Below are 24,152 nucleotides of genomic sequence, written 5' to 3'. Positions count from 1 at the left end.
TGTGAAAACGGACATAGTGATATTTGCTCACTGTGTCCGTTTTCAGCTTTATCTATAGATAATATAATTGTTACAGTTTTGAATTACTTGGTTTATGAGCAGAGATACATTTTCTAAGCTCAAGGATTATACTTACCTGCGCATGGCAGATGGTGATATTTTTTGATATTTTTTAAATAGACGACTGAAATAATTACTATCATCAAAGCCTACAGCCATAGCAACTTCGCTGATATTTAAATCACTCTCGGATAAAAACGTTACTGCCTTATTAATGCGTAGGTAATTCATATAATCAACGGGGCGCTTACCAGTAGTGCCTTTAAAGATACGACAAAAATGTTGATTGCTCATGCTAGCTAAGTTTGCCAGTTGGGTGAGACTAATATTTTCATTGTAATGCTTATCTATATATTCTAATACAGTACGTAATTGGTTCATGCCTTTTTGCTGGCGATCATACCCATTGTTATTGAACATTTCCTGTTTATATTGTCGAAGTAGTAATACGATTATATGATAGATATGCTCTTTGATAGCCAATTCGCACCCTATTTCTTGTTGATTATATTCTTTGACAATCTTCTGGATTTGCTCTGCCAACCGATCATTTTGGGTGATATGATTTTGAAAGCGGATTCGACCTTGCAGCAAGGGATTTATATATTTTGTTTGGCAAAAATCAACCTGGCTGCTGAGCAGGAAGTTAAGATCGACTTTCACAATATAATAAATCAAATGCTTACAGAGAGTTTCACCACAATGTATTTCGTTATTATTTATAATCATTATATCCCCTGTTTTGACTTCGTAAGGACGCCCATTGCAATGAATCAACGATTCACCTTGTTCAAAATACAAAATTTCAAATTGTTCATGCCAGTGACTTTCAAGAACAGGTCCACGTTCTAATTGTTCATAACGGGTTATTTTAACCGGAAAATCATGGTACATATCGTAGTCCCACTGTCGTCTATTAGCAATTGTCAATTTTATCACCTCCTAATGCTAATATTGTGCTAATAGTTAGTAATATAATCCATGAATTATATTACTGATTTGTATTATAATAATACCATCATATAACTAAATAGTAAGGTGTATCGTAGAAATTGATAAATTAATTTTGTGCTACTATATGAGTTTTCACTAATGATCCTGTATTCATGAAGTATCTGAAAGTTCAATTTATAATCTTTGTTTGGTGCTCCAAAAATCAGTAAACTTAAAGGAGAGATGATATCAATGAAAATCGTAGGAATTGAAGAACATTTTCTTACCAATAGTGTTAGAAATGCCTGGTCTGTCGGGGAGCAGGATAGTAGTCAAGGTCTTAACATGGGAGAAGTGGAGAATCGGTTGGATGACCTGAGTGATGGTCGTATAAAGCTCATGGATGAGAGTGGAGTCGATATTCAGGTTCTATCACTCACCTCACCCGGCTTGCACAACCTTGGTAGTGTCAAAAGTGTTGACTTAGCCAGGCAAACCAACGATCTCGTCTCCGCTACAGTGTCACTTCGACCTGATCGTTTTGAAGGATTTGCTACTCTTCCTACCGCTGCTCCACGCGAGGCTACCCTGGAACTTGAGCGAAGCATCCGCCATCTCAGACTGAAAGGAGCTATGCTTTGCGGCCGGACACAAGAAAAGAACCTTGATCATAGTGATTTTCTGCCAATTTTTGAGGCGGCAGAAAGTTTGCACGTCCCACTGTTCATCCATCCTCAAATCCCGCAACGTGCTGTACAAGATGCTTACTATTCTGGTTTCGGCAGTCAAGTAGACCTTGCTTTTGCAACTTTTGGTCTCGGATGGCACTACGAGAGCGGGATCCAATTTCTACGGCTGGTTTTGGCTGGTGTATTTGACCGATTCCCGAACCTACAGGTCATTCTCGGCCACTGGGGTGAAGTCATACTATTCTACACCGAACGTCTCAAAAATTTGGACAGGGTGGCAAAACTGCAACGGCCCATTGTTGACTATATGCGTCACAATCTTTACGTGACATCGAGTGGTATGTTTAGCCAGTCCTATCTCCAACGTTCCATTGAAATCGTTGGTGTTGACCGTATTTTATTCTCAACCGACTATCCTTATCAGTATCGTCCTGGTGGTGGTCCAGGTCACTTCTTGGATGAAGCAGCTCTCAGTCCAGATGAGAAAGATAAGATTGCTCACATAAATTGGGAGCGTCTCTCCAGGCCAAATGAACATCAATAATAACGGCTCATTTAACCTAGATAGATTGTCTAGTAATTATGGTTTTGATGAAAAAGTAAATAGCGAAATAAAACTCATAAAAGGAGAAATGTAAAGTGGAAAAGAAAAAAGCTTTGATCATAGGCGCATCCAGAGGGCTTGGATTAGCTCTTGCCAAGGAGTTTCTGGCACGAAATTGGTCTGTTATGGGAACTGTCCGAAAAGAAAGTGGAACTGCATTACACGATTTATCGCAAAACTCGTCCGATCAGCTTCAAGTGGAGGTGCTAGATATCACATCCATGGACCAAATTTTGTCACTGAAGTATCGACTTCAAGGCCAAAAATTTGATCTGTTATTTGTGAATGCAGGCACTGGTACCTATGAAACTACCATCACCATTACAACAGATGAGTTTGTAAGAGTGATGGTAACCAACGCGTTATCACCAATGAGGGTTGTTGAAACACTTGAGTCAAATGTTGTCGAAGGCGGCACTATCGGAGTGATGTCTTCTGGCCAGGGTAGTGTGGCTGACAACGAGAGAGGTGATTTTGAAGTGTACCGCGCAAGCAAAGCCGCGTTGAATACATTGATGCGCAGCTTTGCAGCTAAACATCCAGAAGACAGTCGGGCGATGCTTTTGATATCTCCAGGCTGGATTAGAACGAAACTTGGAGGCCCCAACGCTACCTACTCAATTGAAGAAGCCATCCCACGAGTTGTAGATACCATTGTTGCTCAGGCTGGTAAAGTTGGCCTTCAGTACCTAGATCAATTCGGAAAAGTTGTGCGTTGGTAAATCTTAACCCTCACTTGTACTTTCCCTAGCCAGGATATGATTCCTTCATTACTAAATTTAACTAGAATAAAATTTAGTTCAACTTATTATTACAATTCAGCATACACAATCTGTCCATTATCCAAATAGAATAATAGATTCTTGGACAGATTGGCAATTAACTGAGTTTGGTAAAGAACAGACTGGTAATATTGTAAGAAAATTATCAGCAGAAATGAAATAAAATTTTTCACTATATCTATTGACATTAACTATCTATGGATATATAATATCTATAGATAGTTAATAGAGAAGGAGAATTAAAAATGCAAATTACAATTGGTGTGGAGCAGGCAATATACGTAATTGCTGTACTAGCAAGACAAAATGATAATCAGCCATTAAAAAGTCATGTGTTAAGTAAAATTTTAGATGTTTCTGATTCATATTTAAGAAAAATCATTCGAAAATTGGTCATTGCAAAAATCGTAAAATCTAGTGCAAGCAAAACAGGTGGAATATCCTTAAATATGGATACAAATAAGATTACATTTCTAGATATTTTTGAAGCTGTCGGAGGGAATTCATCTTTTTTAAAACTCAATAATCTTGGAGAGAAAGTAATAATGAATAGTGTGGAAAATTTTAATAATAACTCAGATAAAGTAGTTTGTGTTTTTAATGAAGCAGAAAATGAATATAAAAAAGTATTAAGCAGATTTACAATTGCAGATTTACTTGCTTATGAGTTTGAGAATCTACCATCCATTGACTGGAACTTAATCGTCAAGTAGATAAGAAATTGTAAAGCAAGTGTTTTTAGTAATTAGAAATTTATGATAATACTATTGGGGGAAAAGCATGTGGGAAATATTAATAATTTTATTAATACTGTTTAAAGGTTTAAAATCAAAAGAAGTTGGTATAAAAACATTTATAGCCTTACCTATAATTATGCTTTATGAATTGTATGATAATTTTAAAGGTGTTACAATTCAACCAACTGAGATTAGCGAATTAATTGTTCTTTTAGTAATAGCAGTAATAGCCGGCATAATACTAGGAAATATGAAGTTGATAGAAGTTGACAATGGTAAATATTACATAAGACATACTTACAAATATATAGCTAGTTGGGTAGTGATAATACTAATAAGAATTTTGGTATCTAAATTCATTTTTAAATCAAGTATGGACGATTTCAATTGGATTTCATGGGCATATTTTTTAGTATATTATTCAACAAGAAGTATTACCATGGTATTAAGATATCCCGAAGTATTAAGCAACCTTATAAAAAATTGAGAAATGAGAACGTACGCTATTCCCGCCTTATAACCTTAGGGGCTTGTACTAAAGGGATACTTAATTTAAAAGAGTCATACTTTTCGATCTTTTCTTTACTTTGAAAATATCTATTAATTGCATTTAATTCTCCGCCTATAAGTATAATTAGGGTACTACCATATAGCCAGCTTATTAAAGCAATAATACCACCTAAACTTCCATAAACTTTTTGATAATTTGAAAAGTTATTTACGTAGAAAGAAAATAACAAAGAAGTTGCAATCCACCCAACTGTGGTAAAAATAGTACCTACTATAACAGTATTAAATTTCAACTTTATATTTGGTACATACCTGTATATTAAAGAGAATGTAGTAAACATTGTCATAAGAGGAATACAATATCTTAAAAATGACCAAATAATATTAAACAATAGAGTTGCTCCTACCAAACCAAAAACATAGGTTCCTATAATTTGTCCAAATACTATCATAAAGAATGACAGTATTATCATAATGGTTATCCCGATTGTGGAAATAATCGCTATCAAATTAAGTTTAATAAAATTACGATTTTCCTTTATTCCATAGGCTTTATTAAGACATTTAATAATAGCGGATATTCCTTTAGAAGCTGCCCAAAGACTTCCTAACATCCCTACAATTAAAAGAGTTTCACTTTTAGATTGTAAAGTCTGTACAACCAAATTCTTTACTAAAACACCTGTGTCATTAGGAAGAAATTTATCAAAGCTTATAATAAGTATCTCACTTGAAAGAGGCGTGAAACTTAATAAATTAATTAGGAAAAGAAGAAATGGGAAAAAAGCCAATATTAAGTAATATGTCATTTGAGCACTCATTGAGGGTAAATCATCATCCTTATACCTGAATATTAGTTGTTCTATATATCTAAATAAAAGTGAGTTTTTAAATTTTTTAATTATGCTTCCCTCCTCTAAGAATAGTAATAATCTACTATTCTATTCTTAGCTATACTATATAATCTTACCTTTTAAAATACAAGATAAAGATAGGCTAAAAATAAATATAAATTGAAAACATATTTCAATTTTCTTCTTATTTATGTATAATGTAAATAAAAAGAAGGAGGAAGTGTCTAATGCGAATTGGTTTTATAATCTCTTTAGTTTTTGCTATTATAGTAACCTTATTTGGTATACAAAATGCTGCAATTATATCTGTTAATTTCTTTATTGCAAAATTTCAAATTTCTTTGGCACTTATAATATTTGTATCTGCAATTATTGGGGCTATAGTAGTTACGTTATTTGGATTTAAAAAGGAATTGAAACTAAGTCGTGGAAATACGCGACTAACAAAAAAATTTGAAAATCATGAAAAAGAAACTTTATCATTAAAGATGGAGAATGAAAACTTTAAAAGCAAAATTGAAGCCTTACAAACTGAAATCCAAGCTTTAGAAATTAAAAATAAAACTTTAAATGATGAAATTCGACGGCTTAATAATATTTAGATAACAAACTAACAAATTAAAATCGGATAGTTATTATTCTAACCCGATTCTAGAATATAGAAAACTCAATTGCATTTTTTGTATTATAAAAAATGTTTTTTTCCATGTTCAAAAGTAAAATTTTACTGATATGTGATGCTATTTTTGATGTAAGGCTCCTTTTTATTTCACTACTTATTATTTTTAGCATAAAACTTTAGGGCCTCGCCAATAAATTTAGATGAACCACTCCCATATTTCTTGTCTATTGCTTTTATATACGTAGGCTTTGATAAATACCAATCTGCCATATACCCCAAATGATTTTCTCCCTCATCTACTTTTAAATCCTCATGGATTTTTCTATTCTCATCTGCTATTTCGGAAACAATTTGTTGAATCTCTTTTGAAGTAGGATCTTTACTTAAGTTAGATCCAAGCTTTTTATATAGAGTTTCTATTTTAGGCTCATAATTCCCCAGATAAATTTTTAAAGCTTTTCCAATAAATTTAGATGCGCCCTCTCCATATTTCTTATCAATTTCTTCTAACCACGATACACCATGTCCCCCATATTTCTTATCAACTTTGTCTATTCCCTTAGGAAATTCTAAGTAAAATTTTACCATAGTGTACCAATAATAGTCTCCCATATTAGTTTTAAAAGCTTCATAATCTTTTTTAGCTATATTAGTTATTTCACCAGCGATATGCTGAATTTCCTCTGAAGAAGGATTCTTTGTTAAGTTAGCCGTAAGTTTTTTATATAGGTCTTTTAATTGTGGATGCTTATCGTAAAGACAGTCTTGTTTAAACTTATCAATTTGTTCCGCTTTAGTTATTGCTAGACTATTATTTAAATTTTTCTTCAAAGCTTCAGTAAATTTTTTTATACTTCCATAATGATCTATAGCCTCTTTAGCAATCTCAGTTTCCTTAGACTTGCATCTTTCAATGAATTCATTATAGTTATCTACACTACCATAAATTCTAATTACTTTATCCTTATTTACGTTCTTAAATTCTTCTAATACATTATAATATTCAGTCATATCAAATTCTTTAAAACTCATCTTTTTCTCTCCCTTTATAGTTTTATTTATAAGCTCTATCAAGCTATTCAATCTATCTCGTTTTAAAACCATTAGCTTTTTATGACTTTCTAGTGCTTTCATCTTATCAAAATGAGGGCTAGTTATGATTTCTTTAATTTCTTTCAGTGGTAAATCAAGTTCTTTAAAAAACAAAATTTGCTGCAAAGTTTCAAGAGCTTCATCATCATAAATCCTGTAGCCTGCTTCTGTTAATTTGGTTGGTTTTAATAATTCGATCTTGTCGTAGTGATGTAGCATACGCACACTTACTCCCGTTAAATCCGAAACTTGTTTTACTGTTTTCATAAACTTTACCTCCAACAATGAGTTTTAGTTTATATCTTCAAACTCTATTTTTATATTACACTATGACACTGTGTTAGGGTCAACACTAAAAAAATTTTTAATTTGAATTAATTTTTACAATTCTAACTTTTATATAGAAAAAATAAGCGTAAAACCTTATAAATTAAGATCTTACACTTATTTGATGAAATCCACATAATTGTTATTATATTGATTTCATTTAGACTATCCTCGTGACAAAATAAAGTTAAGAATATAAAGAGATATACCATAACCTATGATAACAAAAAACAAACAAGGCGTTTATACTTAAAATATTTATTTTTATTTGATGTGTTGTGACATTTTACCAAAAGCCAAATACAACACATTACGATTATTTTGACCAATTATGTAGAATGCAAAAACTGATTTTAGCTTATAATTGCCCTTGCCCGGTGATCAGTTGTTTTTTAGCCTTGATAAAATGTTTTAAAATTAGGAAAATCAAACTTGAAATTTCTTTAGATTACTTTGATTTCCTATATGATACTATCAATTGGATTGATGTGGCTTTTTTCGTAAATATCAATCTATATGGTTATTTTAACTGTTTACAATCAATATTTAATTTTTTCACATCATTTTCATAAATAAAGATTAGTATATAAATATAGCATTGCCTATACGTATAACGGGTGACAGACGACTTACGTATAAAAAAATGAGCCACATCAAGTTGATGTAGCTCATTTTTATTTTGTACTCAATTTCCCAAAAAATAATAAAAGCCCATAACCATTGAGGCTATAAGTTTTGTGTTGGTGCACCTAAGAGGATTCGAACCTCCGGTTCAAGGTTTAGGAATGTGGATGAGTACCTATTTCACTCTTTAGTGCCTTTCGTTAAAGCCTTATATATATCCATTTTATAAATCTTAATTACTGTATTTTATCGTGAAATTGGAGACTATTTTATGTGAGTAGTCTCCAATTAAATATTTGATTCTATACTTGTCTTGATGCTTCCTATATTGTTTTACATTTTTATCCATTACCTTGTTTTTAATTAGTACCTAAATGTATAGGGATTTTAGACTGCAACGAGAACAATCTTATCTTTTAACAATAAAAATATATAAAATATCACTTGGAAATAATTTTTGTATTATACTAAATCCAGCATTTATTAATTCCTCTTCCATAATCGATGAAGGAATTCTTATATGCATTGGGGGGCCATCAGTAGCACTTTCTGTTTTTTCAAATTCGACACATAGAAAATATCCATCTTCTTTAAGCACACGTTTAATTTGCTGTAGCGTCTTAGATAACGGTTTAACTTCATGTAAAACTAATGAAGCTAGTACAATATCAATTGAATTATCTGATAGTGGAATATCATCAATACTTCCTTTAACCAATTGAATATTTGTAATATTTTCATCTTGAGCCTTAGACTCTATAATCCTAAGCATCTTAGAATTCATATCTAGTGCATAAACTAATCCATGAACCATTTGAGCTGCAGTAATTGCTAAATATCCTGTACCTGCACCTAAATCTAAAATATTATCAGTTTTTTTAATAGGGAGCATTTGCAATAGTTCTTTTGGTGGAAAAGCCTTTATTCTTTCAGGACTGTCTAAATATTCTACTGTTCTTGATAATTGTCGCTGGATTTCTTTTAGATTGTGTTGATGTTTTTTCATATTTGTCCTCCTCTTGATAAAATGATTTATTTGTTATATGGCAGTCATCGCCTACTTAATTATATTAAAAGGCTTTGATATTACCTTTAGTATATTTTCTGAAAAATCTGCTCTATAATAGATCTTATTTTATATATTAAAATTTATATCTTTATTGTATACAATAAAGACTCTTATTATCCTTAATTGATATATAAAACATTATACATTAATTAAGGATATATGAAAGGATTATTCCTCACATATTCCATTGGTTGTTGTACTTGGTACTACTTCATATAGCTTTTTATTTTGCAGATACGTTTCCATAACATTTTCTGCTTCTGTCATTACTTTAAAAATATGACACTTGTCGTCCTCTTGTAAGTCACAAGTAAATAACGCCCCAGTTCCTTCGGTTGCATTAATTACATCCATAAATGAAATGTCCTCTTTCTTTTTACGCAAAGTATAACCACCATTTACACCTGGAGTTGACTGAATTATATCAGCCTTTACTAACTGCGTTAAAATCTTTGAAAGATAGGTAGCCGACATATTCAAGTGTTTTGCTAATGGTTGTAAACTCAAATTATCATTTTTATCATATTTAATCATATACGCGACAATATGCAGTGCATAGTTTGTCGCTTTTGTATATTTCATAATATACCCCCTTAAAAGATAATACAGACTCTATTTATCTTTAATAATACCGATATCAATTACTTTTGTCAATCCCTTAAAAAGAAAGTTAATGTAAATAGTTGCTAAAATGATTTTTAAAAATTAAGTGTGTGTACTTGAATCTGATAAATTGAGACCGCTTAATATTAATAATTCATAAAATGGTTTACAATGGGTTTTGTTAAAAATGTTAGCTATATGGTTATTTTAACTGTTTACAATTAATATTCAATTTTTTCACATCATTTTCATAAATAAAGATTAGTATATAAATATAGCACTGCATATACGTATAACGGGTGACAGACGACTTACGTATAAAAAAATAAGCCACATCAAGTTGATGTAGCTCATTTTCATTTTGTATCCAATTTTACAAAAAATAATAAAAGCCTATAACCATTTCGGCTACAAGCTTTTTTTTGGTGCACCTAAAAGGATTCGAACCTCCGGCCCACGATTTAGGAATGTGGATGAATACCTATTTTGTGGTTTAGTGTCTTTGGTCAAACCCTTATATATAGGTATTCTATAAATCTTAATTATTGTATTTTATCGTGAAATTGGAGACTATTTTATGTAAGTAGTCTCCAATGAAATATTTGATTCTATAGTATTTTTCCATACTTTTCTTGATGATCCCAAAATAGTTCTGTCATAAAAAAGTCAGGAAATTTAAATTTAAAAAATATGATTTTGCCAACAAATCTTTTCTAATTTTTTTGAAGATGCCTAATGCAGTTTAATTAATAATTATCAAGCAAATAACTCATTAATTCATTATATTTTTTTAGCTAATTCTTCTAAACTATGTGTAGCAGTATTAAGTTCTTCAATAGATGTGGCAATCTGCTGAATATTCGTTGCTTCATCTGTAAATACTTCATTTGACTTTATTATCATTTTATTTATACTTCCTATTGATAATTTTACTTTTTTTAACACAGAATCTATTTCTTTAATAGACTCCCCAGTTGAACCAGATAGCTTTCTTATTTCTGTGGCCACTACACTGAACCCTCTTCCATATTCACCAGCTCTTGAGGCTTCGATTGCTGCGTTTAAGCCCAACATATTTGTATTAGTAGCTATACCCCTTATAAAATTTAATATTTCATCAGTATTTTTAGCACCAATATCTGATTCATGAACTTTTTCCAATATATCATTATTCATATCCTCCACCTTTTGTATACCAGAGGATAGATTATTGATTGCTATAGATATTTGTTCCACCGCAAAAGCTACAGTATGGATCTGATTATTAACATCATTTTTCTTAACCATACTCTTTGCAAGAACTATACAGCCTGCTAGCTCACCATTCTCATCTTTAATAGGAATTGCATAAGAAGTAAATGGTACTCCATAAATTTCTTTAGGAACATCTTTTGTAATTATTTTACCCGTTCTTAGGGCATCACTAATAGCTCCACCCTTAGGAATTTTGTCACCTACATTAGGTTTCATAGGTATATTATCATTGTTTTTTTGAATAATAAATGTATCTAAGTTTGTAATTGAAAATGATACATCATCTTCAAAAAAATATTGAATATAATCGAGTAAATTATTAAACGAGTTGAATATCTCATTATCAAATATTTCGCCGGTGGTCATGAATCTTTTTCCATTGCCCATATAATTGCTTTTTCAATATATTCATTCCAAAAATCCCAGTTATGAATACCAGTACTTTCAACATACGTATGCTCTATCTTCTGTGAAATTAAGAAATCCCGATAGCTATGATTTACTTCTAGCAAAAAATCTTCAGTACCACAAGCCATATATATTTTAGGAATATAATCATCTTTCTTCTTTAGATTAATTATAAGTGCCTGTGGATCTTTATCACTGCCTAGAAGTTTATTTAAATCACCAAAAACCCTTGTATAATATTTATAGTCTGCAACTTCATCTTTATAATCGCTAGTAATCCCAGCAATATTGTAAGTTATAAGAGCAGAAGATAATGCTATTATGCGACTAAATTTTTGAGAATATTTTAGTCCATTTCGAATTGCTCCATATCCACCCATAGATAATCCACCTATAAATGTATCTTCTCTTTTATCTGAAAGTAGAAACATCTTACGTGTAAATTCTACTAGCTCATTCCCAACAAATTCTGCAAATAGTTCCCCTTTATCAATATCATCTAAATAAAAATTATTTTCGACAGAGGGCATAAATACTGCTATATTATGTATTAGTGATAATTCTTGGATTTTAGAGCCACAAACCCAGTCCATATGATTTCCCGAGTAACCATGTAAAAGGTATAGAGTTTTCATTGGTCCCCTTTCAATTTTCTCTTGACCCGGTATCTCAAATGTATCAATAGGTATAAGCGCATTAAATGTAACTAGTCTCTTTAAACATTTTGAAAAAAAGTTTACTTGTAAAAAAGCCATTTTATTTCATCTCCTATAATATGTTGAACTATTAATTTATTTTATTTATCACAAATATTTAAATGGTTCTTTTGCATCCACAAATCGTACTGGAGTATCTTTCAGCATTGGAGCTAACCATTCAGCCATATACTTCATTCCAGGTTCTTCGCTGCGTTCATGTCCTAAAACAAGCATAGCTTTATTCATTCCCAAAGAAGTAGCATCACGAATATATGGACATAATGTCCATTCTATGATATCACCGCACACAATAGCATCTAGGTTCTGCTCTTTCATTAGGACCATAGGAATTTCTTCTCCACCTATTCCTAAACTTACCCCACCAACCAAAATACCAACTCTTCTACATTTAGTATTAGGAGATCCTACAATTTGAATCGCATCAATTCCTAATTTTTTTTTGAAATTTTCTGCTAATTCTTTCAAAGATATTTCTGGTATCTCATAGCAATGTGGATTTTCTTTAAAAACTTCTTCCAATCCTTTGAAAGGCATTTTTTTTATCTCCTGACAATGTGAAGATTGTATTCCTTTAATCACGTAATCTTCCCAGCCTAGCTCCTTTAATAAACCATCATAGATTAAATCAGTAGGTGCTGCATGCATATGATCATGGAAACGCCAAATTGCAATACCGTGTTCTTCTAGTATTTTTTTCTTTTCTTCGTATATTGGGTCTCCCTTTAACCATTCCGTTTGATCTAATCCAGTATAGTATGTTGGTTCATGAGTAATAATAAAATTGGCCCCGCAATCAATTGCTTCATTGATTACATCTACCGTAGCCATAAATGTAGTTACAACACCTGTTACTTCTGTATCAAAACTACCGCTCATAAGTTGGTCACAAGTTTGTTCAAATTTAACGCCACCAAACTTGTTTATAATTCCATCTATAATTTGTTTTACCTTCATAATATAAAATCCTTTCAATAAATACTTTTTTAAACAAATTCCTACTACAAACTACTCTACATTTTATAGAGTAGCCCAACTATAAATCAGATATTTATACAAATAAGTTAATGAATTATCATGTTATACAATGACTTCAAAGGGTTTCATCGGATTATCGTTCTTATTATAAAGATTAATTTCATAATAACCTGTCTTAGCAAAATAAACATATACTTTCTCAGGGAATTCTCCCTTAATCAATAAAGCATCCTCAAAAATAGAAACGCCCATTGGAGTGAGTTCTGTTCCATCTACACTCACAATTGACAATGCATTCACCTGTTTACCTTTTACATGTAAACCATCTGCATTTTGGAAGTCAATCCTTATTCCTTCCGGAACCCTCTTGGCATTTAAAAATTCAGGAGGATTACACAATATATTTTCACCATAAATATGTCCTCTTGCCAATAGAGCTAGACGCGTACCGATTGGTTTCTTATGCTTCGGGTGGATATCCCATTCCATACCGGCATCGGAAGAACTAATCATCCAGGTATCAGGTACTGTTTTAGACACAAGTTCCTGTTGCTTACGCAGTTCTGGAAATTGCTTACCGGAAGCTATTAACCATTGGTCAAATGGAGCCAGTTGTACGAACAAGAACGTCAGTTTATCTCCCCATAGGTCACGCCAGCATTCAATCATTTTACTAAAAACCGTGCCATAAATTTCTGGTTTTTCATCATCGCTTTCCCCCTGATACCAAATGACACCTCGAGCGTTATAATGTGCAACCTTTTTCAGCATCACTTCATACAATCCACCAGGACGCCTTTCATAATAAGGTCCTGGTTGTGGTAAAAGCATCTTACCCTGATCACCTGACATCATTTGAATTAATCCTAACTGCTCCTCACGAGAAAGTCCCGGATAAAACATTTTGCTCATCATTTCATCTTGTAATGGATTTGAATGGTCATTCATAGGATTAGCATGAAAATTAGACTTATATTCTTCAACATTAAGATCACTAACAGCTTCTTCATATGATTCAAGCCATGCTTTTCCTTCATTATCCTTTAAATAATCCGGATCCAACCAGGCGCAGGCAGGAGTACCTCCCCAATTACATCCAACTATACCGATAGGGATGTCCAGCATTTTTTGCAAATTCTCCGCAAAATAATAACCTACGGCAGAAAAATAAGGTAAATCCTCTTTAGTACATGTTCTCCAAATGCCAAATCTGGAATAGTCATGTTCCTCAAGCTGTCCTTCATAGGATACTTCTGGATAATCAAAAAAACGGATATCAGTATTCATTTTTTCGTCCAGAACGCTTTCTTTTTCTGCATCATATTGTAAAAAATATTCCATGTTGGATTGTCCACCAGCCACCCACACTTCACCGATACAAATGTTACCATATGTCAATGTCTCGTTGCCATCCGTTATTGTAAGTTCTAAATTCCTCTCAGCTTCTAGTGGCGGAAAAACCAGCATCCAATTACCATTTTTATCTATAATTCCTCCTACCACTTCATTTTTCTTTCCTTTTATCATACCTGTGATAGATTTACCGGATAGACCAGTTCCCCATATATTAAACTTCTTTTGTCGCTGAATCACCATATTGTTACCAAAAATCATCTCAGTTTTTAACATTAACATCACTCCCTCTCCTAATGGATCTTAGTAAATGGTTACACGTTTGAAACCCCTCCTACAGCATATTGGGTACTGAAACTATTCAACCTGTAATTCTAATTTATCTTCATTTTTATTTTCCACCTCAGAAATGGTTGGCAATGAAGAAATAGCACCTAATTTTGTACATACTTTAGCCCCAACTTTATTTCCAAAATAAATAATTCTTTTTAATTTATTGAAATCTTCGCAAATTTCATGTGGATTGTCTAGCTGTGATATTTTATATAGTACCCCCCCTACAAAGGCATCCCCTGCTCCTGTTGAATCAATTGATGTTACATTAATGCTATTAATAATTTCTGTTCTTTTTCCATTAGAAATCATTGTTCCATCTTTTCCCAAGGTCACAGCAACAATTTTATTTTTAACTATGCTTTCAATTCCTTCAGCTAAATTTTCTTTACCCGTTATTAATCTTAATTCCTCATCACTGAGTTTAACGAAATCAGCAATTTCTATACAGGCAAGAGATAGTTCAATAAATTCCTTAGTTCTACAGCCCCAAAGATTGTCTCTAAAGTTAGGATCAAAAGATATAAAAATACCTTTAGCTTTAGCTTTCTTCATAATATCTATATAGGTATTCTTCATTTCGCCACCTAGAAGAGCTGTTGCAGAACCAAAATGTATTATTTTATTTGAAAATATTTTATTAATGTCTAGTTCTTCATATTTTAGTAACTCATCTGCACCTCTATTAAAAACAAAATCTCTTTCGCCATCTGATTTTATTGATACAAAGGCTAGTGTGGTATAAGCATTTTTATCTAATACGATCATTGATGTATCAACCATGTTATGTTCTAATGTGTTTTTTAAAAAAACACCAAAGGCATCATCCCCAACTTTCCCAACAAATGAAGCCTTTCCTCCCAATTTGCAAATAGCAGAAGCAACATTTGCAGGAGCACCTCCAGCTTTCTTCTTGAAATTTCCTCCAGTTATTATGCTCGAATTAATATCTGAACATATAAAATCAATTAGAATTTCACCAATACATAATACATTATTCATACAAATTGCTATGATTTAGTAAAACCATAGCATTCACCTCCCTATATTTAATTCTGATGCAAATTAATAAGTTGCTGGCTAATGATTTCTTTCATCCAACAACTTATTAATATATTATTTCAAGAAAAAGTTTAATGTTTTATTAAATAGTTGTTCTCTTTGATCTACAGTGCCCCAAGAATGATCTGCTCCACTTATTACTTCAAGCTTTGCTTTTGCACCATATTGTTCAATATAAGTTTCCGCATATTTAACTGGTGCAATCCAATCTTTATCTCCATGAATTATTAGAACATCTTTATCAAATTTTTCAGCTCTACCGTAAATATCTAAATTTATAGCATCATCTATTAACTCTTGGCTAACTTTTAAAGTATTGAAATCAAAATATCCTTTTTCTTTAATTTCTTTAGCATATGGTTTTCCTTGTAATGTTTTATTTATTTTAATTTCATCTACAACAACAGCTGCTGGTGACCACATACATAAAGATTGTACATCTTCGATTTTTTCCGCAGCTACAATACTAGCTACAACACTACCAAGACTCATGCCCATTAAATTAATATTATTCGAATCAACAAACTCTAGAGTTTTTACGAAATCAATTATTTGTTTTCCTTCATTAACCTCATTTGATATAGTAACATCAAAGAATTCCCCGTCACTCTCACCATGCCCTGACAAATCAAAGCGTACACTAGCAATATTATTCCTTTCCAATAATCTTGACATGTTAACAAATGAGGAAAAGTATTCAATTCTATTAGCACCAAAGCCATGGAACATAATTACGGTTTTGAATTTACTTTTGCCTTTAATTTCTGGAATATGAACTGTTCCTCTTAACCAATTATCTCCACATTTAAAATTTACATAGTTAATCATTTAAAAATCTCCTTAGTTATTATATAATATTTTAAACTGACTCATTATGTCTCCTTGCAAGTTCTGAGAGCATTTCTTCTCTACATGAATCTAAACGATAAAAACATATTAAAACTATACATATAATTAAAGTTATAACTGGTAACCACACATAGCAAAATGAAATTGCGTTTAGTGCTGAAGATTTTTCAACCACATTTGGGATAAACCCTGCTTTTGATAATATAAATGACATTAACACACCAGCAATACCAGCACCACACTGTACTCCAATTGTTCCAGCAGATGTAACTAGTCCTTGAGCCCGTACTTTAAATTTCCACTCACCGTAATCAACGGTATCAGCAAACATTACAAATACTATACTTTGTGCTCCCCCTAGTCCAAAAGATGCAATAGCTGCTCCCATAAGTGTTATTACTATGGAATGATTTGTTGTTGCTATATATAATATTAATTGTCCAGCAATACTAATAAGTAAACCTAAAATAACTATATTTTTATTTTTTAACTTCTTAGCAATAATTGGAACAAGTGCCATAGCTAAAATCATAGCGAAAGCATTTAAACCATTAGCTATGGAAGCTATATTTTCATTACCAATGTTGTATTTGAAAAAGTATACAGTTGCCTGTAATTTAACAACAATTCCAGTAAAAATTACAAAGTTTAAAATAGCAAGTATCCACCATGGCACATTATGAACAAGTGCCTTAATGCTAATAAATAAAGGTGCTTCTTTTTGTTTCTCTACAATAACCCTTTCTTTTGTGTTTTTAAAAGCTGTAAGTTGTAAACACACTGCAACTACACCATACAAAAGTAATGTTAAAAAGAAACCAGTTTTCTGATTACCATGTCCTAAAATTGACACTAATGGTAATGTTGCCATACTTGCAACAAGAACACTTACTTGACCACATACACATCTAAAAGTATTTGCTTTAATTCTTTCCTGTGGATTAGTTGTTAAGCTAGGCAATAATGCTGTTATTGGCACTCCTACTGCTGATGCCATAATATTCATTAATATGTAAGTTACATACATATAAACTATTTGTCCATTAGCACCAATACTTGGTACAGAAAAAGTCATAACTCCAATAATAGCAAATGGCCAGGTAAACCATAAAAACCAAGGTCTGATTTTTCCCCATCTAGTATTTGTTTTATCGATCAGTGCACCAACAATTGGGCTTACAACTCCATCCAGTACACGAACTACCAAGAAAAGTGTTCCTACCGCTACTATATTGACCCCAGCAACGTCTGTATAATAAAACATTAAGAAACTAGAAATAACAGTAAAAACTAAATTGTATCCAGCGTCACTTGCCCCATAACTAAGCTTTTCCTTTAATGACAGTATAACATTTGAATTTGAACTTGAATTTGACATTTTATAATTCCCCCTTCATCATAAAAAATAGCTTTCCGCAAACGTTTACTTCAATATATTTATTGTATATCAACCGATACCATATGTCAACCGGTTTCATAGTATTGTAATAAAAAAAGATGATGTAAAAGTTTGTGACATCATCTTCTTTATTTAAATTATGTAGTAGTTCCTTCGATAAGTTTCACAGGTAGAATTGTCTGCAAATTTGTATCATTATAGGTACCATCAATTTGTTTTACTAAAATGTTTACTGCCACCTTAGCAATTTCTTCAATTGGTTGCTGTATAGTTGTTAACTGTGGCATGCAGGTCCTAATAGTTTCTGTACCATCATATCCAATTAATTTTAAATCATTAGGGATATTTATATCCCTTTTTCTAGCTTCGTTAATTACTGCCGAAGCAATTAAATCATCACTTGCAAAAATTCCATCAACATCTTTATTTTCATCGAATAGTTTATTTACTGTTGTAATATGCGTGTCTTTTTCAAAGCTAGCTGATATTTCATAAGTAATAGGTATTCTTGCTGCTGCGAGAAGTACATCTTCATATGCTTTTTTTCTCATATTTGCTGGTGTTTTTAATCCATTTGGACCACTAATAAGTATTATTTTTTTACAACCTTTATTCAATAATAATTTAGTTGCCATTTTACCACCTTCATAATTATCACTTGAAACAATAGGAATTTTATCTGATAAATAACGATCTATTGCAACAACGTGTATGTTAGCATTTTCATAATCTAATATTCCTTGATTATGAGTTCCAACAATTATTCCGTCCACTTGATTCCTCTGTAACATATCTAAATACTGTTTTTCTTTATCAATATGATTCAGACTATTGCATAGCATAACCTTATAGCCTAACGACATACATATATTTTCTATGTGAAAAATTAATTGTCCAAAAAATGGATTGCTTGTAGTTGGAAAAATTAATCCAATTATATATGTTCGATTATAAAAAAGTGACCTTGCTAAATCATTTCGATGATAATTTAGTTCCTCCATTACTTTATAAACGCTTTCTCTTGTTTTTGCGCTAATATAACCACGATTATTTAAAATACGAGAAACCGTAGTAGGGGAAACACCTGCTAATTTTGCTACATCTTTTATTTTGGGTTTCAATTGCTTTCCCTCCCTTGAATTATTCACATATTTTATAGTATACTATAAAACATGTGAAAGCAATTGTACATTTTTTAATACATTTGTAGCAAAATTCACATGATATGCTCCAGCAAATGTTAAATCTCTTTTAGTTCTTCAAATCTCCCTGTACTTATATCATAGTAAGTAATTTTATATTCATGAGTGTTTAGATTAGCACTTAAGGTTGTGTTAAACTCATCTTTTTTCCATGTAAGTTCAATGTTACTTATAGCGCAATCTTCATTTATAAACAAATCACCATCAAAAGCTTCATAGGAATTTCTGAATTTCATTAATTTAAACAACCGCTTAAGCACAGGTCTTTGTAAATTAGTCTCAATTTCTTCTTTCGAATAATAATGTCTATTAATATTTCTACCAACCTTAGTTTCTTCAAGTAATTTAATATCATTTTCACCAGCTAATAATCCAACATAATATACTTGTGGAATACCCGGAGTGAAAAACTGAATAGCTCTAGCTAATAGATAAGATCTATCGTTATTTCCTAAAGCAGAATAATAAGTACAATTAACTTGATAAACATCAAGATTGTTATACGCCATTGTATTGTATATTTTCTTTACGTTTGCACCCTTTGAAAACAAATTTTTTTTCGTTTCGTGAATCTCTTCTTCTGTTAATAGGTCAGCAACATCAACCACACCAATTCCATCATGAGTATCAAGAGTAGTAAACTGTTTTCTTGGGCATATTTTAAGCCAATTATTAATCCGTTTGTTAGATCCACTATATAATGTATAAAGCAATATCATTGGCAATGCAAAATCATATACCCAATATCCTTTTTCTGCTAATTTCATTTGTATTGAATAATGTTCATGTATTTCTGGTAATAATTCAACTCCATATGGATTAAGTATTGATTTAACAAAATCAAGAAGTTCCCAGACATCTTTTTCAATAAAAAAGCAATTTGTCCCAGGACGTTTTGTTGCATATGCAAAAGCATCTAGCCTTACAATAGATACTTTCCTTTTGCAAAGATAAACTAGAAAATCTTTAATTAATTGTTTTGTTACATCTGAATATATATTTAAATCTATCTGTTCTTCATCAAATGTACACCACACTTTTTCACTTGTACCATCTGAAAAATCAACATCAATACATGGGGCTTTTGGTTTTCGTTTGTATATCAAATCTATGTCTTTTTCACTTGGCTCACCACTCGGCCAAAATTTTTTGTATCTAATAAATAAATCTGCATAGGGTGATTTGTCTTTGTTCTGCTTGAAATCTTGAAAATACTCGGAACTCTTGGAAATATGATTTATCATAAAATCATACATTAAATAAAAATTTTCACCAATTTGATCTATATCATTCCAATCTCCAAAATTTTTATCTACCTCTTTATAAGTAAGTGGAGCAAACCCACGATCTGATGATGATGGATAAAAGGGTAATATATGAACTCCTTCAACTATTCCTTTAAAATGCTTGTTTAAAATTTCGCCTGCTTCTTTTAAATTTTTTCCAAAGCTATCAGCATAAGTTATTAACATGATTTTATTTTTAATACTCATTAGAATACTCTCCTATCTTTCACAATTTAATGTATGTTATTTATTTATCTAGAAATTAATATAACCATAAATGATTATTTTCTATTTAAGTAGCCTTAGTGATCATACTAATTACCGACACTATTTATAAAACAACCTCCCATAAAATAAAATTTTAAAATCATATTATAATTATATATCGTTTACATATCTATGTCAATCGGTTGACATAGATATTATGACTTTCATCTTAGGCCATATTGTTTAATTTTCACACAATTTTTTAAAGCTATCTAAATAAATGTATATATTATGGATATTTGACAACAAATCAGCTTGCTAATCAATTTCAAAAAAATATAACAAGGCCTGAAACTTAGCATTTTCAGGCCTTGCCTTGGTGCTCCCGAAGTGATTTGAACATTCGGCCAAATAATTCTTTGATAAAAAAGTCAGGAAATTTCAATTTCATATATGAAAAATATTATATTATTCATTAAATTTTTTAAGCAGATTGCTTTATAAACTGAGGATTTATATGTTTTATCACCTGCACACCTTTTATTTTGGATACATCCACTTAATAAATTATATCTGTCTAAAACCTAAATTTGACGCAATAAATGTCAAAAATAAAAAGGCGTATTGATAAGTAGACTTTTGCGAATAGTATGTAATAACTTTATTATCCCATCTTTCTTTCCATAAAATCCTATATATTTTTGAAATACTTCAAAATAAACCTTTATAACTCTAATGAAACACTTTTTCATCATGTTATTAGGGTGTGCTTGTTGAAATATAATAAAATTTAGTATTTAATATGCGGCTAATGAGGTATTTCAGCTATAAGTTTTGACATATCCTCAATACTTTCTCTCTTAGTATTTTTAATCCATGCTAATAATATACTAAGAAGGCCTGCTGAGGCATAATGTGCTAGATAATTATTATACTCTAATTTAAATAAAAAACTGTAAGGTGTGATCATAAAAAATTTTGACATATTAAAACTAAAACGATCGAAAAGAATATAACTTAATCCGGAGTTGACTAATGTTTCAATAATTTCATTTCTATTCATAAAAAAAGAAAAGTACAATAATGCGAAATCATATCTTGTACTAATTTTTGAACACTTGATTTCATTAACAAATTCATTAAATAATTCGTCTAAATATTTAATAATTATATCCTCTTTAGTAATGTAATTCCTGTAAAAAGCCATTCTAGATACCCCTGCAACTTTTGTTAATTGCGTTATAGTTATATCATTAAATGATTCTTTTTTTAACTTAATAATTAAAGCGGTAAATATACTTTCTCTTGTAATTTTCTTTTGAGATTCAGCATACGAATCAGGCATATCAAATTCCCCCTTTCTGTAACAGAACCCTCGAGTTGTATTGATTTCTAACATTAACTACTATATCATATGATTATATCAGTTACAAATGCAACGGACTTAATTACTATTAAGCAACTTTACAATTAACCCAATATAGATAATAAGAGAGGATGATAAATTATGTCAAATGAAGCAAGAATAATAGATGTTCACCATCATGTGTTTCCTAAAAAGGTGGAAACCGGTGGTATACCTTGTCCGGAGTGGAGTATTGAAAGCGATAGAGAAGAAATGAGACTATTAGGAATCACAGGGGCTCTACTTTCATTGCCTAATAGCGATGAAAATTTTGAAACAGTTCGCAAACTCAATACTTACTTAGCAGAGATAAGTGCAAAGTATCCTAAAGAATATGGAGTATTAGCTGGCATCCCATATTTAGACACTGATAAAGCCTTAGAAGAAATAGCATATTCCTATGATATCTTAAAAGTGGATGGATTTTCTCTTGTAAGTAATCATGCTGGAGTTTATTTAAGTGATGATAGTATGGATGTAGTTTTAGCTGAATTAAATAGAAGGTCTGCGGTGGTGTTCGTTCATCCTGGTCATCCTGCAGGAGATAACTTACCCTCATTTGGACGCCATGTATCTGTCTATGAATTTACGTTTGATACAACACGAGTATTTATGGATCTTATTTACAAAGGGAAACTTAAGCGTTATCCCAACATCCGTTGGATTGCTGCTCATGCCGGAGGAACAATTCCATATCTTTCATATCGCTTGAGTATTGCAAGTGAATGGGGTGGGATTACCCAATCTCCAGAGGAAGTATTATCTTCCTTGCGCACATTGTATTACGAACTAGCATTATCAACTTCACTAATTACATTTTCTGCATTGAATGAGCTGGTGGGTCCATCTCATATTCTTTATGGTACGGATTATCCTATACGTGCTAAGAATGGGGTAGAAGCAAGTCTTAATCAACTAAATGACTATAAAGGTTTTAGCGAGGCCGAAAAGCAGATGATCAAATCAGATACGATATGTAAACTCTTCCCTCGTTTTAGCTGAGTTCAATTCGGATGTTATCAACTTTACTGGTTAAATTCAAAATTGTGGTAAAAATCCGATAAACATTTCAGCACTTTTGCTTTTACCAGATTGGCCTAACCCATCCAAAAGGCTATATTAGATGGCGTAATACAAGCATCTCTGTAATCAGGGGCAAAGTAGCATTAATATATTGCCGTAGTTATATAATAACTTACATGGTAGTCACTACCATTGATTAACCATGAAAGGTCATTTTTATTACCTAAACGGTCAAGGAAAGCATAAAAATGGAATTTAAAATACATAAAAGCTTTGATATATAATCAAGTTCTCGGATTTAGAATTTAAAATGACCTTGATAATTATGTTGAATTTGAAAACGATGGAGCAAGATTTGCTATTTGTATGAGAGATGTTATGTATGTGTATAGTAGCGAATATAGGAAAGAATCATTTGGACAGGGGTTTGAACTTGCTTTTCCATGTGAAAATCCTAATGATGTTGATGAATCATTTAAGAAGTTAATCTCTAAAGGAGCAACTTCTGTTCATGAACCACAAGATATGCCTTGGAATCAAAGAACAGCACTATTCGCCGACCCAGATGGCAATATACATGAAATTTTTGCAGAAATTAAATAGTACGTAGTTTTGAAAAAAGGCGAAGTACCAAGACAATACGCCTTTTTTATTTTTTGCCATTTATTGTGTCAAATTTAGGTTTTAGACAGCCATACTACCATACCAAAAGAATATAATTCTATAAACCTAAGTTTTGATATTTCAATATGGACATAACATTTATTTTCACCAATTATGTAAATAGCCAAAACTGATTTTAATTTATAATTGCCCTTCTCAGTTGATTGCTTGTTTTTTTACCAGGATAATTTGTTTTAAAATTAGGAAAATCAAACTTGAAATTCCTATAAATTACTTTGATTTTCTATGCAATACCATTAATTGAATTGCATATGTTTTTGTATATGCAATATTTGTTAATATACGTGCCTATAACGCACGTATACACCTTATATATCACTGCTTAAAAAGTGTTTCATAAATGCTAACGTTCCTTTTATTGTAACCTTTTAATAGTAACATTCCATAACATAAAAAAGACTAAAACCTTTTAATATCATGGTTTTATACTTGTACCATTTGGTTTGTAGCATTCCAAAAACATTGCATTTTTTTCGGAGCATTGTGT

At 31.5% G+C, this 24,152-nt stretch carries 21 protein-coding genes and 1 pseudogene; 7 read left to right on the top strand and 15 right to left on the bottom strand.

Annotated features, from left to right (window positions below):
- Positions 1-132: 132 nt before the first annotated feature.
- Entirely contained in the window at positions 133-990 is an 858-nt protein-coding gene (locus BR66_RS0111860) for an AraC family transcriptional regulator (protein ID WP_051624217.1), read from the bottom strand.
- Positions 991-1,245: 255 nt separating this feature from the next.
- Here BR66_RS0111860 and BR66_RS0111855 point away from each other — a divergent pair, with 255 nt between their 5' ends.
- The 4 genes from BR66_RS0111855 to BR66_RS0111840 all read left to right on the top strand — a co-directional run bounded on the left by BR66_RS0111855 (position 1,246) and on the right by BR66_RS0111840 (position 4,292).
- On the top strand, positions 1,246-2,226 hold the full coding sequence (locus BR66_RS0111855; protein WP_026883130.1) for an amidohydrolase family protein: 981 nt from the start codon (positions 1,246-1,248) through the stop codon (positions 2,224-2,226).
- Positions 2,227-2,321: 95 nt separating this feature from the next.
- Positions 2,322-3,008 carry an SDR family NAD(P)-dependent oxidoreductase gene (locus BR66_RS0111850; RefSeq protein WP_026883129.1) on the top strand — a complete coding sequence of 229 codons (687 nt, stop codon included), beginning with the start codon at positions 2,322-2,324 and terminating at the stop codon, positions 3,006-3,008.
- A gap of 305 nt (positions 3,009-3,313) precedes the next feature.
- The gene (locus BR66_RS0111845; protein ID WP_026883128.1) at positions 3,314-3,781 is read left to right on the top strand and encodes an RrF2 family transcriptional regulator; all 468 of its coding nucleotides are present in this window, start codon (positions 3,314-3,316) and stop codon (positions 3,779-3,781) included.
- 67 nt (positions 3,782-3,848) lie between these two features.
- Positions 3,849-4,292: a hypothetical protein gene (locus tag BR66_RS0111840; protein WP_026883127.1), complete on the top strand. Its 444-nt coding sequence runs from the start codon at positions 3,849-3,851 to the stop codon at positions 4,290-4,292.
- Positions 4,293-4,308: 16 nt separating this feature from the next.
- On the opposite strand, the gene BR66_RS23735 is transcribed toward BR66_RS0111840, so the two are convergent.
- A complete protein-coding gene (locus BR66_RS23735; RefSeq protein ID WP_278246814.1) occupies positions 4,309-5,181 on the bottom strand; it encodes a YihY/virulence factor BrkB family protein in 873 nt (290 codons plus the stop codon).
- Between the two features lie 215 nt (positions 5,182-5,396).
- Between BR66_RS23735 and BR66_RS24835 the strand changes: the two genes are divergently transcribed.
- Positions 5,397-5,771, top strand: a complete 375-nt coding sequence (locus BR66_RS24835) for a lipopolysaccharide assembly protein LapA domain-containing protein (RefSeq protein ID WP_051624215.1) — start codon at positions 5,397-5,399, stop codon at positions 5,769-5,771.
- Between the two features lie 170 nt (positions 5,772-5,941).
- Here BR66_RS24835 and BR66_RS0111820 read toward each other — a convergent pair whose 3' ends face one another.
- The 13 genes from BR66_RS0111820 to BR66_RS0111760 all read right to left on the bottom strand — a co-directional run bounded on the left by BR66_RS0111820 (position 5,942) and on the right by BR66_RS0111760 (position 21,898).
- Entirely contained in the window at positions 5,942-7,150 is a 1,209-nt protein-coding gene (locus tag BR66_RS0111820; RefSeq protein ID WP_026883126.1) for a MerR family transcriptional regulator, read from the bottom strand.
- Positions 7,151-8,243: 1,093 nt separating this feature from the next.
- Entirely contained in the window at positions 8,244-8,840 is a 597-nt protein-coding gene (locus tag BR66_RS0111815) for a class I SAM-dependent methyltransferase (RefSeq protein WP_051624214.1), read from the bottom strand.
- Positions 8,841-9,071: 231 nt separating this feature from the next.
- Complete coding sequence (locus BR66_RS0111810; RefSeq protein ID WP_026883124.1) at positions 9,072-9,485, bottom strand: RrF2 family transcriptional regulator; 414 nt, start codon at positions 9,483-9,485, stop codon at positions 9,072-9,074.
- A gap of 801 nt (positions 9,486-10,286) precedes the next feature.
- On the bottom strand, positions 10,287-11,147 hold the full coding sequence (locus BR66_RS0111805; protein WP_084156502.1) for a methyl-accepting chemotaxis protein: 861 nt from the start codon (positions 11,145-11,147) through the stop codon (positions 10,287-10,289).
- The gene (locus BR66_RS0111800) at positions 11,123-11,923 is read right to left on the bottom strand and encodes an alpha/beta hydrolase (protein WP_026883122.1); all 801 of its coding nucleotides are present in this window, start codon (positions 11,921-11,923) and stop codon (positions 11,123-11,125) included. The genes BR66_RS0111805 and BR66_RS0111800 overlap by 25 nt, the downstream gene beginning before the upstream one ends.
- A gap of 48 nt (positions 11,924-11,971) precedes the next feature.
- Complete coding sequence (locus BR66_RS0111795; protein WP_026883121.1) at positions 11,972-12,841, bottom strand: Nif3-like dinuclear metal center hexameric protein; 870 nt, start codon at positions 12,839-12,841, stop codon at positions 11,972-11,974.
- 123 nt (positions 12,842-12,964) lie between these two features.
- Positions 12,965-14,491 (bottom strand): sialate O-acetylesterase, encoded by a 1,527-nt coding sequence (locus tag BR66_RS0111790; RefSeq protein WP_026883120.1) that lies wholly within the window; start codon positions 14,489-14,491, stop codon positions 12,965-12,967.
- An 81-nt stretch (positions 14,492-14,572) separates the two neighbouring features.
- Positions 14,573-15,550 carry a carbohydrate kinase family protein gene (locus tag BR66_RS0111785; RefSeq protein WP_026883119.1) on the bottom strand — a complete coding sequence of 326 codons (978 nt, stop codon included), beginning with the start codon at positions 15,548-15,550 and terminating at the stop codon, positions 14,573-14,575.
- A 114-nt stretch (positions 15,551-15,664) separates the two neighbouring features.
- Positions 15,665-16,438, bottom strand: a complete 774-nt coding sequence (locus BR66_RS0111780) for an alpha/beta hydrolase (RefSeq protein WP_026883118.1) — start codon at positions 16,436-16,438, stop codon at positions 15,665-15,667.
- A 31-nt stretch (positions 16,439-16,469) separates the two neighbouring features.
- On the bottom strand, positions 16,470-17,837 hold the full coding sequence (locus tag BR66_RS0111775; RefSeq protein WP_026883117.1) for a glycoside-pentoside-hexuronide (GPH):cation symporter: 1,368 nt from the start codon (positions 17,835-17,837) through the stop codon (positions 16,470-16,472).
- Between the two features lie 158 nt (positions 17,838-17,995).
- Positions 17,996-18,979: a LacI family DNA-binding transcriptional regulator gene (locus tag BR66_RS0111770; RefSeq protein WP_026883116.1), complete on the bottom strand. Its 984-nt coding sequence runs from the start codon at positions 18,977-18,979 to the stop codon at positions 17,996-17,998.
- Positions 18,980-19,098: 119 nt separating this feature from the next.
- The gene (gene gtfA / locus BR66_RS0111765) at positions 19,099-20,553 is read right to left on the bottom strand and encodes a sucrose phosphorylase (RefSeq protein ID WP_026883115.1); all 1,455 of its coding nucleotides are present in this window, start codon (positions 20,551-20,553) and stop codon (positions 19,099-19,101) included.
- A gap of 808 nt (positions 20,554-21,361) precedes the next feature.
- Positions 21,362-21,898, bottom strand: a complete 537-nt coding sequence (locus BR66_RS0111760) for a TetR/AcrR family transcriptional regulator (RefSeq protein WP_026883114.1) — start codon at positions 21,896-21,898, stop codon at positions 21,362-21,364.
- A gap of 162 nt (positions 21,899-22,060) precedes the next feature.
- Between BR66_RS0111760 and BR66_RS0111755 the strand changes: the two genes are divergently transcribed.
- Together BR66_RS0111755 and BR66_RS23725 are read left to right on the top strand one after the other, a co-directional pair.
- Positions 22,061-22,960 (top strand): amidohydrolase family protein, encoded by a 900-nt coding sequence (locus BR66_RS0111755; RefSeq protein WP_035796126.1) that lies wholly within the window; start codon positions 22,061-22,063, stop codon positions 22,958-22,960.
- 300 nt (positions 22,961-23,260) lie between these two features.
- Positions 23,261-23,584: pseudogene (locus tag BR66_RS23725) on the top strand (VOC family protein); the annotation flags it as partial.
- Positions 23,585-24,152 lie beyond the last annotated feature (568 nt).

The sequence above is a fragment of the Clostridium akagii DSM 12554 genome (genome assembly GCF_000686725.1).
In the GTDB taxonomy this organism is placed as follows: domain Bacteria; phylum Bacillota; class Clostridia; order Clostridiales; family Clostridiaceae; genus Clostridium_I; species Clostridium_I akagii.
This window is presented reverse-complemented; position numbering and strand designations above follow the sequence as displayed.

Coding starts and splice junctions, on each gene's coding strand:
- BR66_RS0111855 (WP_026883130.1), top strand. CDS start 1,246: ATGAAAATCGTAGGAATTGAAGAACATTTTCTTACCAATAGTGTTAGA.
- BR66_RS0111845 (WP_026883128.1), top strand. CDS start 3,314: ATGCAAATTACAATTGGTGTGGAGCAGGCAATATACGTAATTGCTGTA.
- BR66_RS0111840 (WP_026883127.1), top strand. CDS start 3,849: ATGTGGGAAATATTAATAATTTTATTAATACTGTTTAAAGGTTTAAAA.
- BR66_RS24835 (WP_051624215.1), top strand. CDS start 5,397: ATGCGAATTGGTTTTATAATCTCTTTAGTTTTTGCTATTATAGTAACC.
- BR66_RS0111820 (WP_026883126.1), bottom strand. CDS start 7,150: ATGAAAACAGTAAAACAAGTTTCGGATTTAACGGGAGTAAGTGTGCGT.
- BR66_RS0111815 (WP_051624214.1), bottom strand. CDS start 8,840: ATGAAAAAACATCAACACAATCTAAAAGAAATCCAGCGACAATTATCA.
- BR66_RS0111810 (WP_026883124.1), bottom strand. CDS start 9,485: ATGAAATATACAAAAGCGACAAACTATGCACTGCATATTGTCGCGTAT.
- BR66_RS0111805 (WP_084156502.1), bottom strand. CDS start 11,147: ATGGGCAATGGAAAAAGATTCATGACCACCGGCGAAATATTTGATAAT.
- BR66_RS0111800 (WP_026883122.1), bottom strand. CDS start 11,923: ATGGCTTTTTTACAAGTAAACTTTTTTTCAAAATGTTTAAAGAGACTA.
- BR66_RS0111795 (WP_026883121.1), bottom strand. CDS start 12,841: ATGAAGGTAAAACAAATTATAGATGGAATTATAAACAAGTTTGGTGGC.
- BR66_RS0111790 (WP_026883120.1), bottom strand. CDS start 14,491: ATGTTAAAAACTGAGATGATTTTTGGTAACAATATGGTGATTCAGCGA.
- BR66_RS0111785 (WP_026883119.1), bottom strand. CDS start 15,550: ATGAATAATGTATTATGTATTGGTGAAATTCTAATTGATTTTATATGT.
- BR66_RS0111780 (WP_026883118.1), bottom strand. CDS start 16,438: ATGATTAACTATGTAAATTTTAAATGTGGAGATAATTGGTTAAGAGGA.
- BR66_RS0111775 (WP_026883117.1), bottom strand. CDS start 17,837: ATGTCAAATTCAAGTTCAAATTCAAATGTTATACTGTCATTAAAGGAA.
- gtfA (WP_026883115.1), bottom strand. CDS start 20,553: ATGAGTATTAAAAATAAAATCATGTTAATAACTTATGCTGATAGCTTT.
- BR66_RS0111760 (WP_026883114.1), bottom strand. CDS start 21,898: ATGCCTGATTCGTATGCTGAATCTCAAAAGAAAATTACAAGAGAAAGT.
- BR66_RS0111755 (WP_035796126.1), top strand. CDS start 22,061: ATGTCAAATGAAGCAAGAATAATAGATGTTCACCATCATGTGTTTCCT.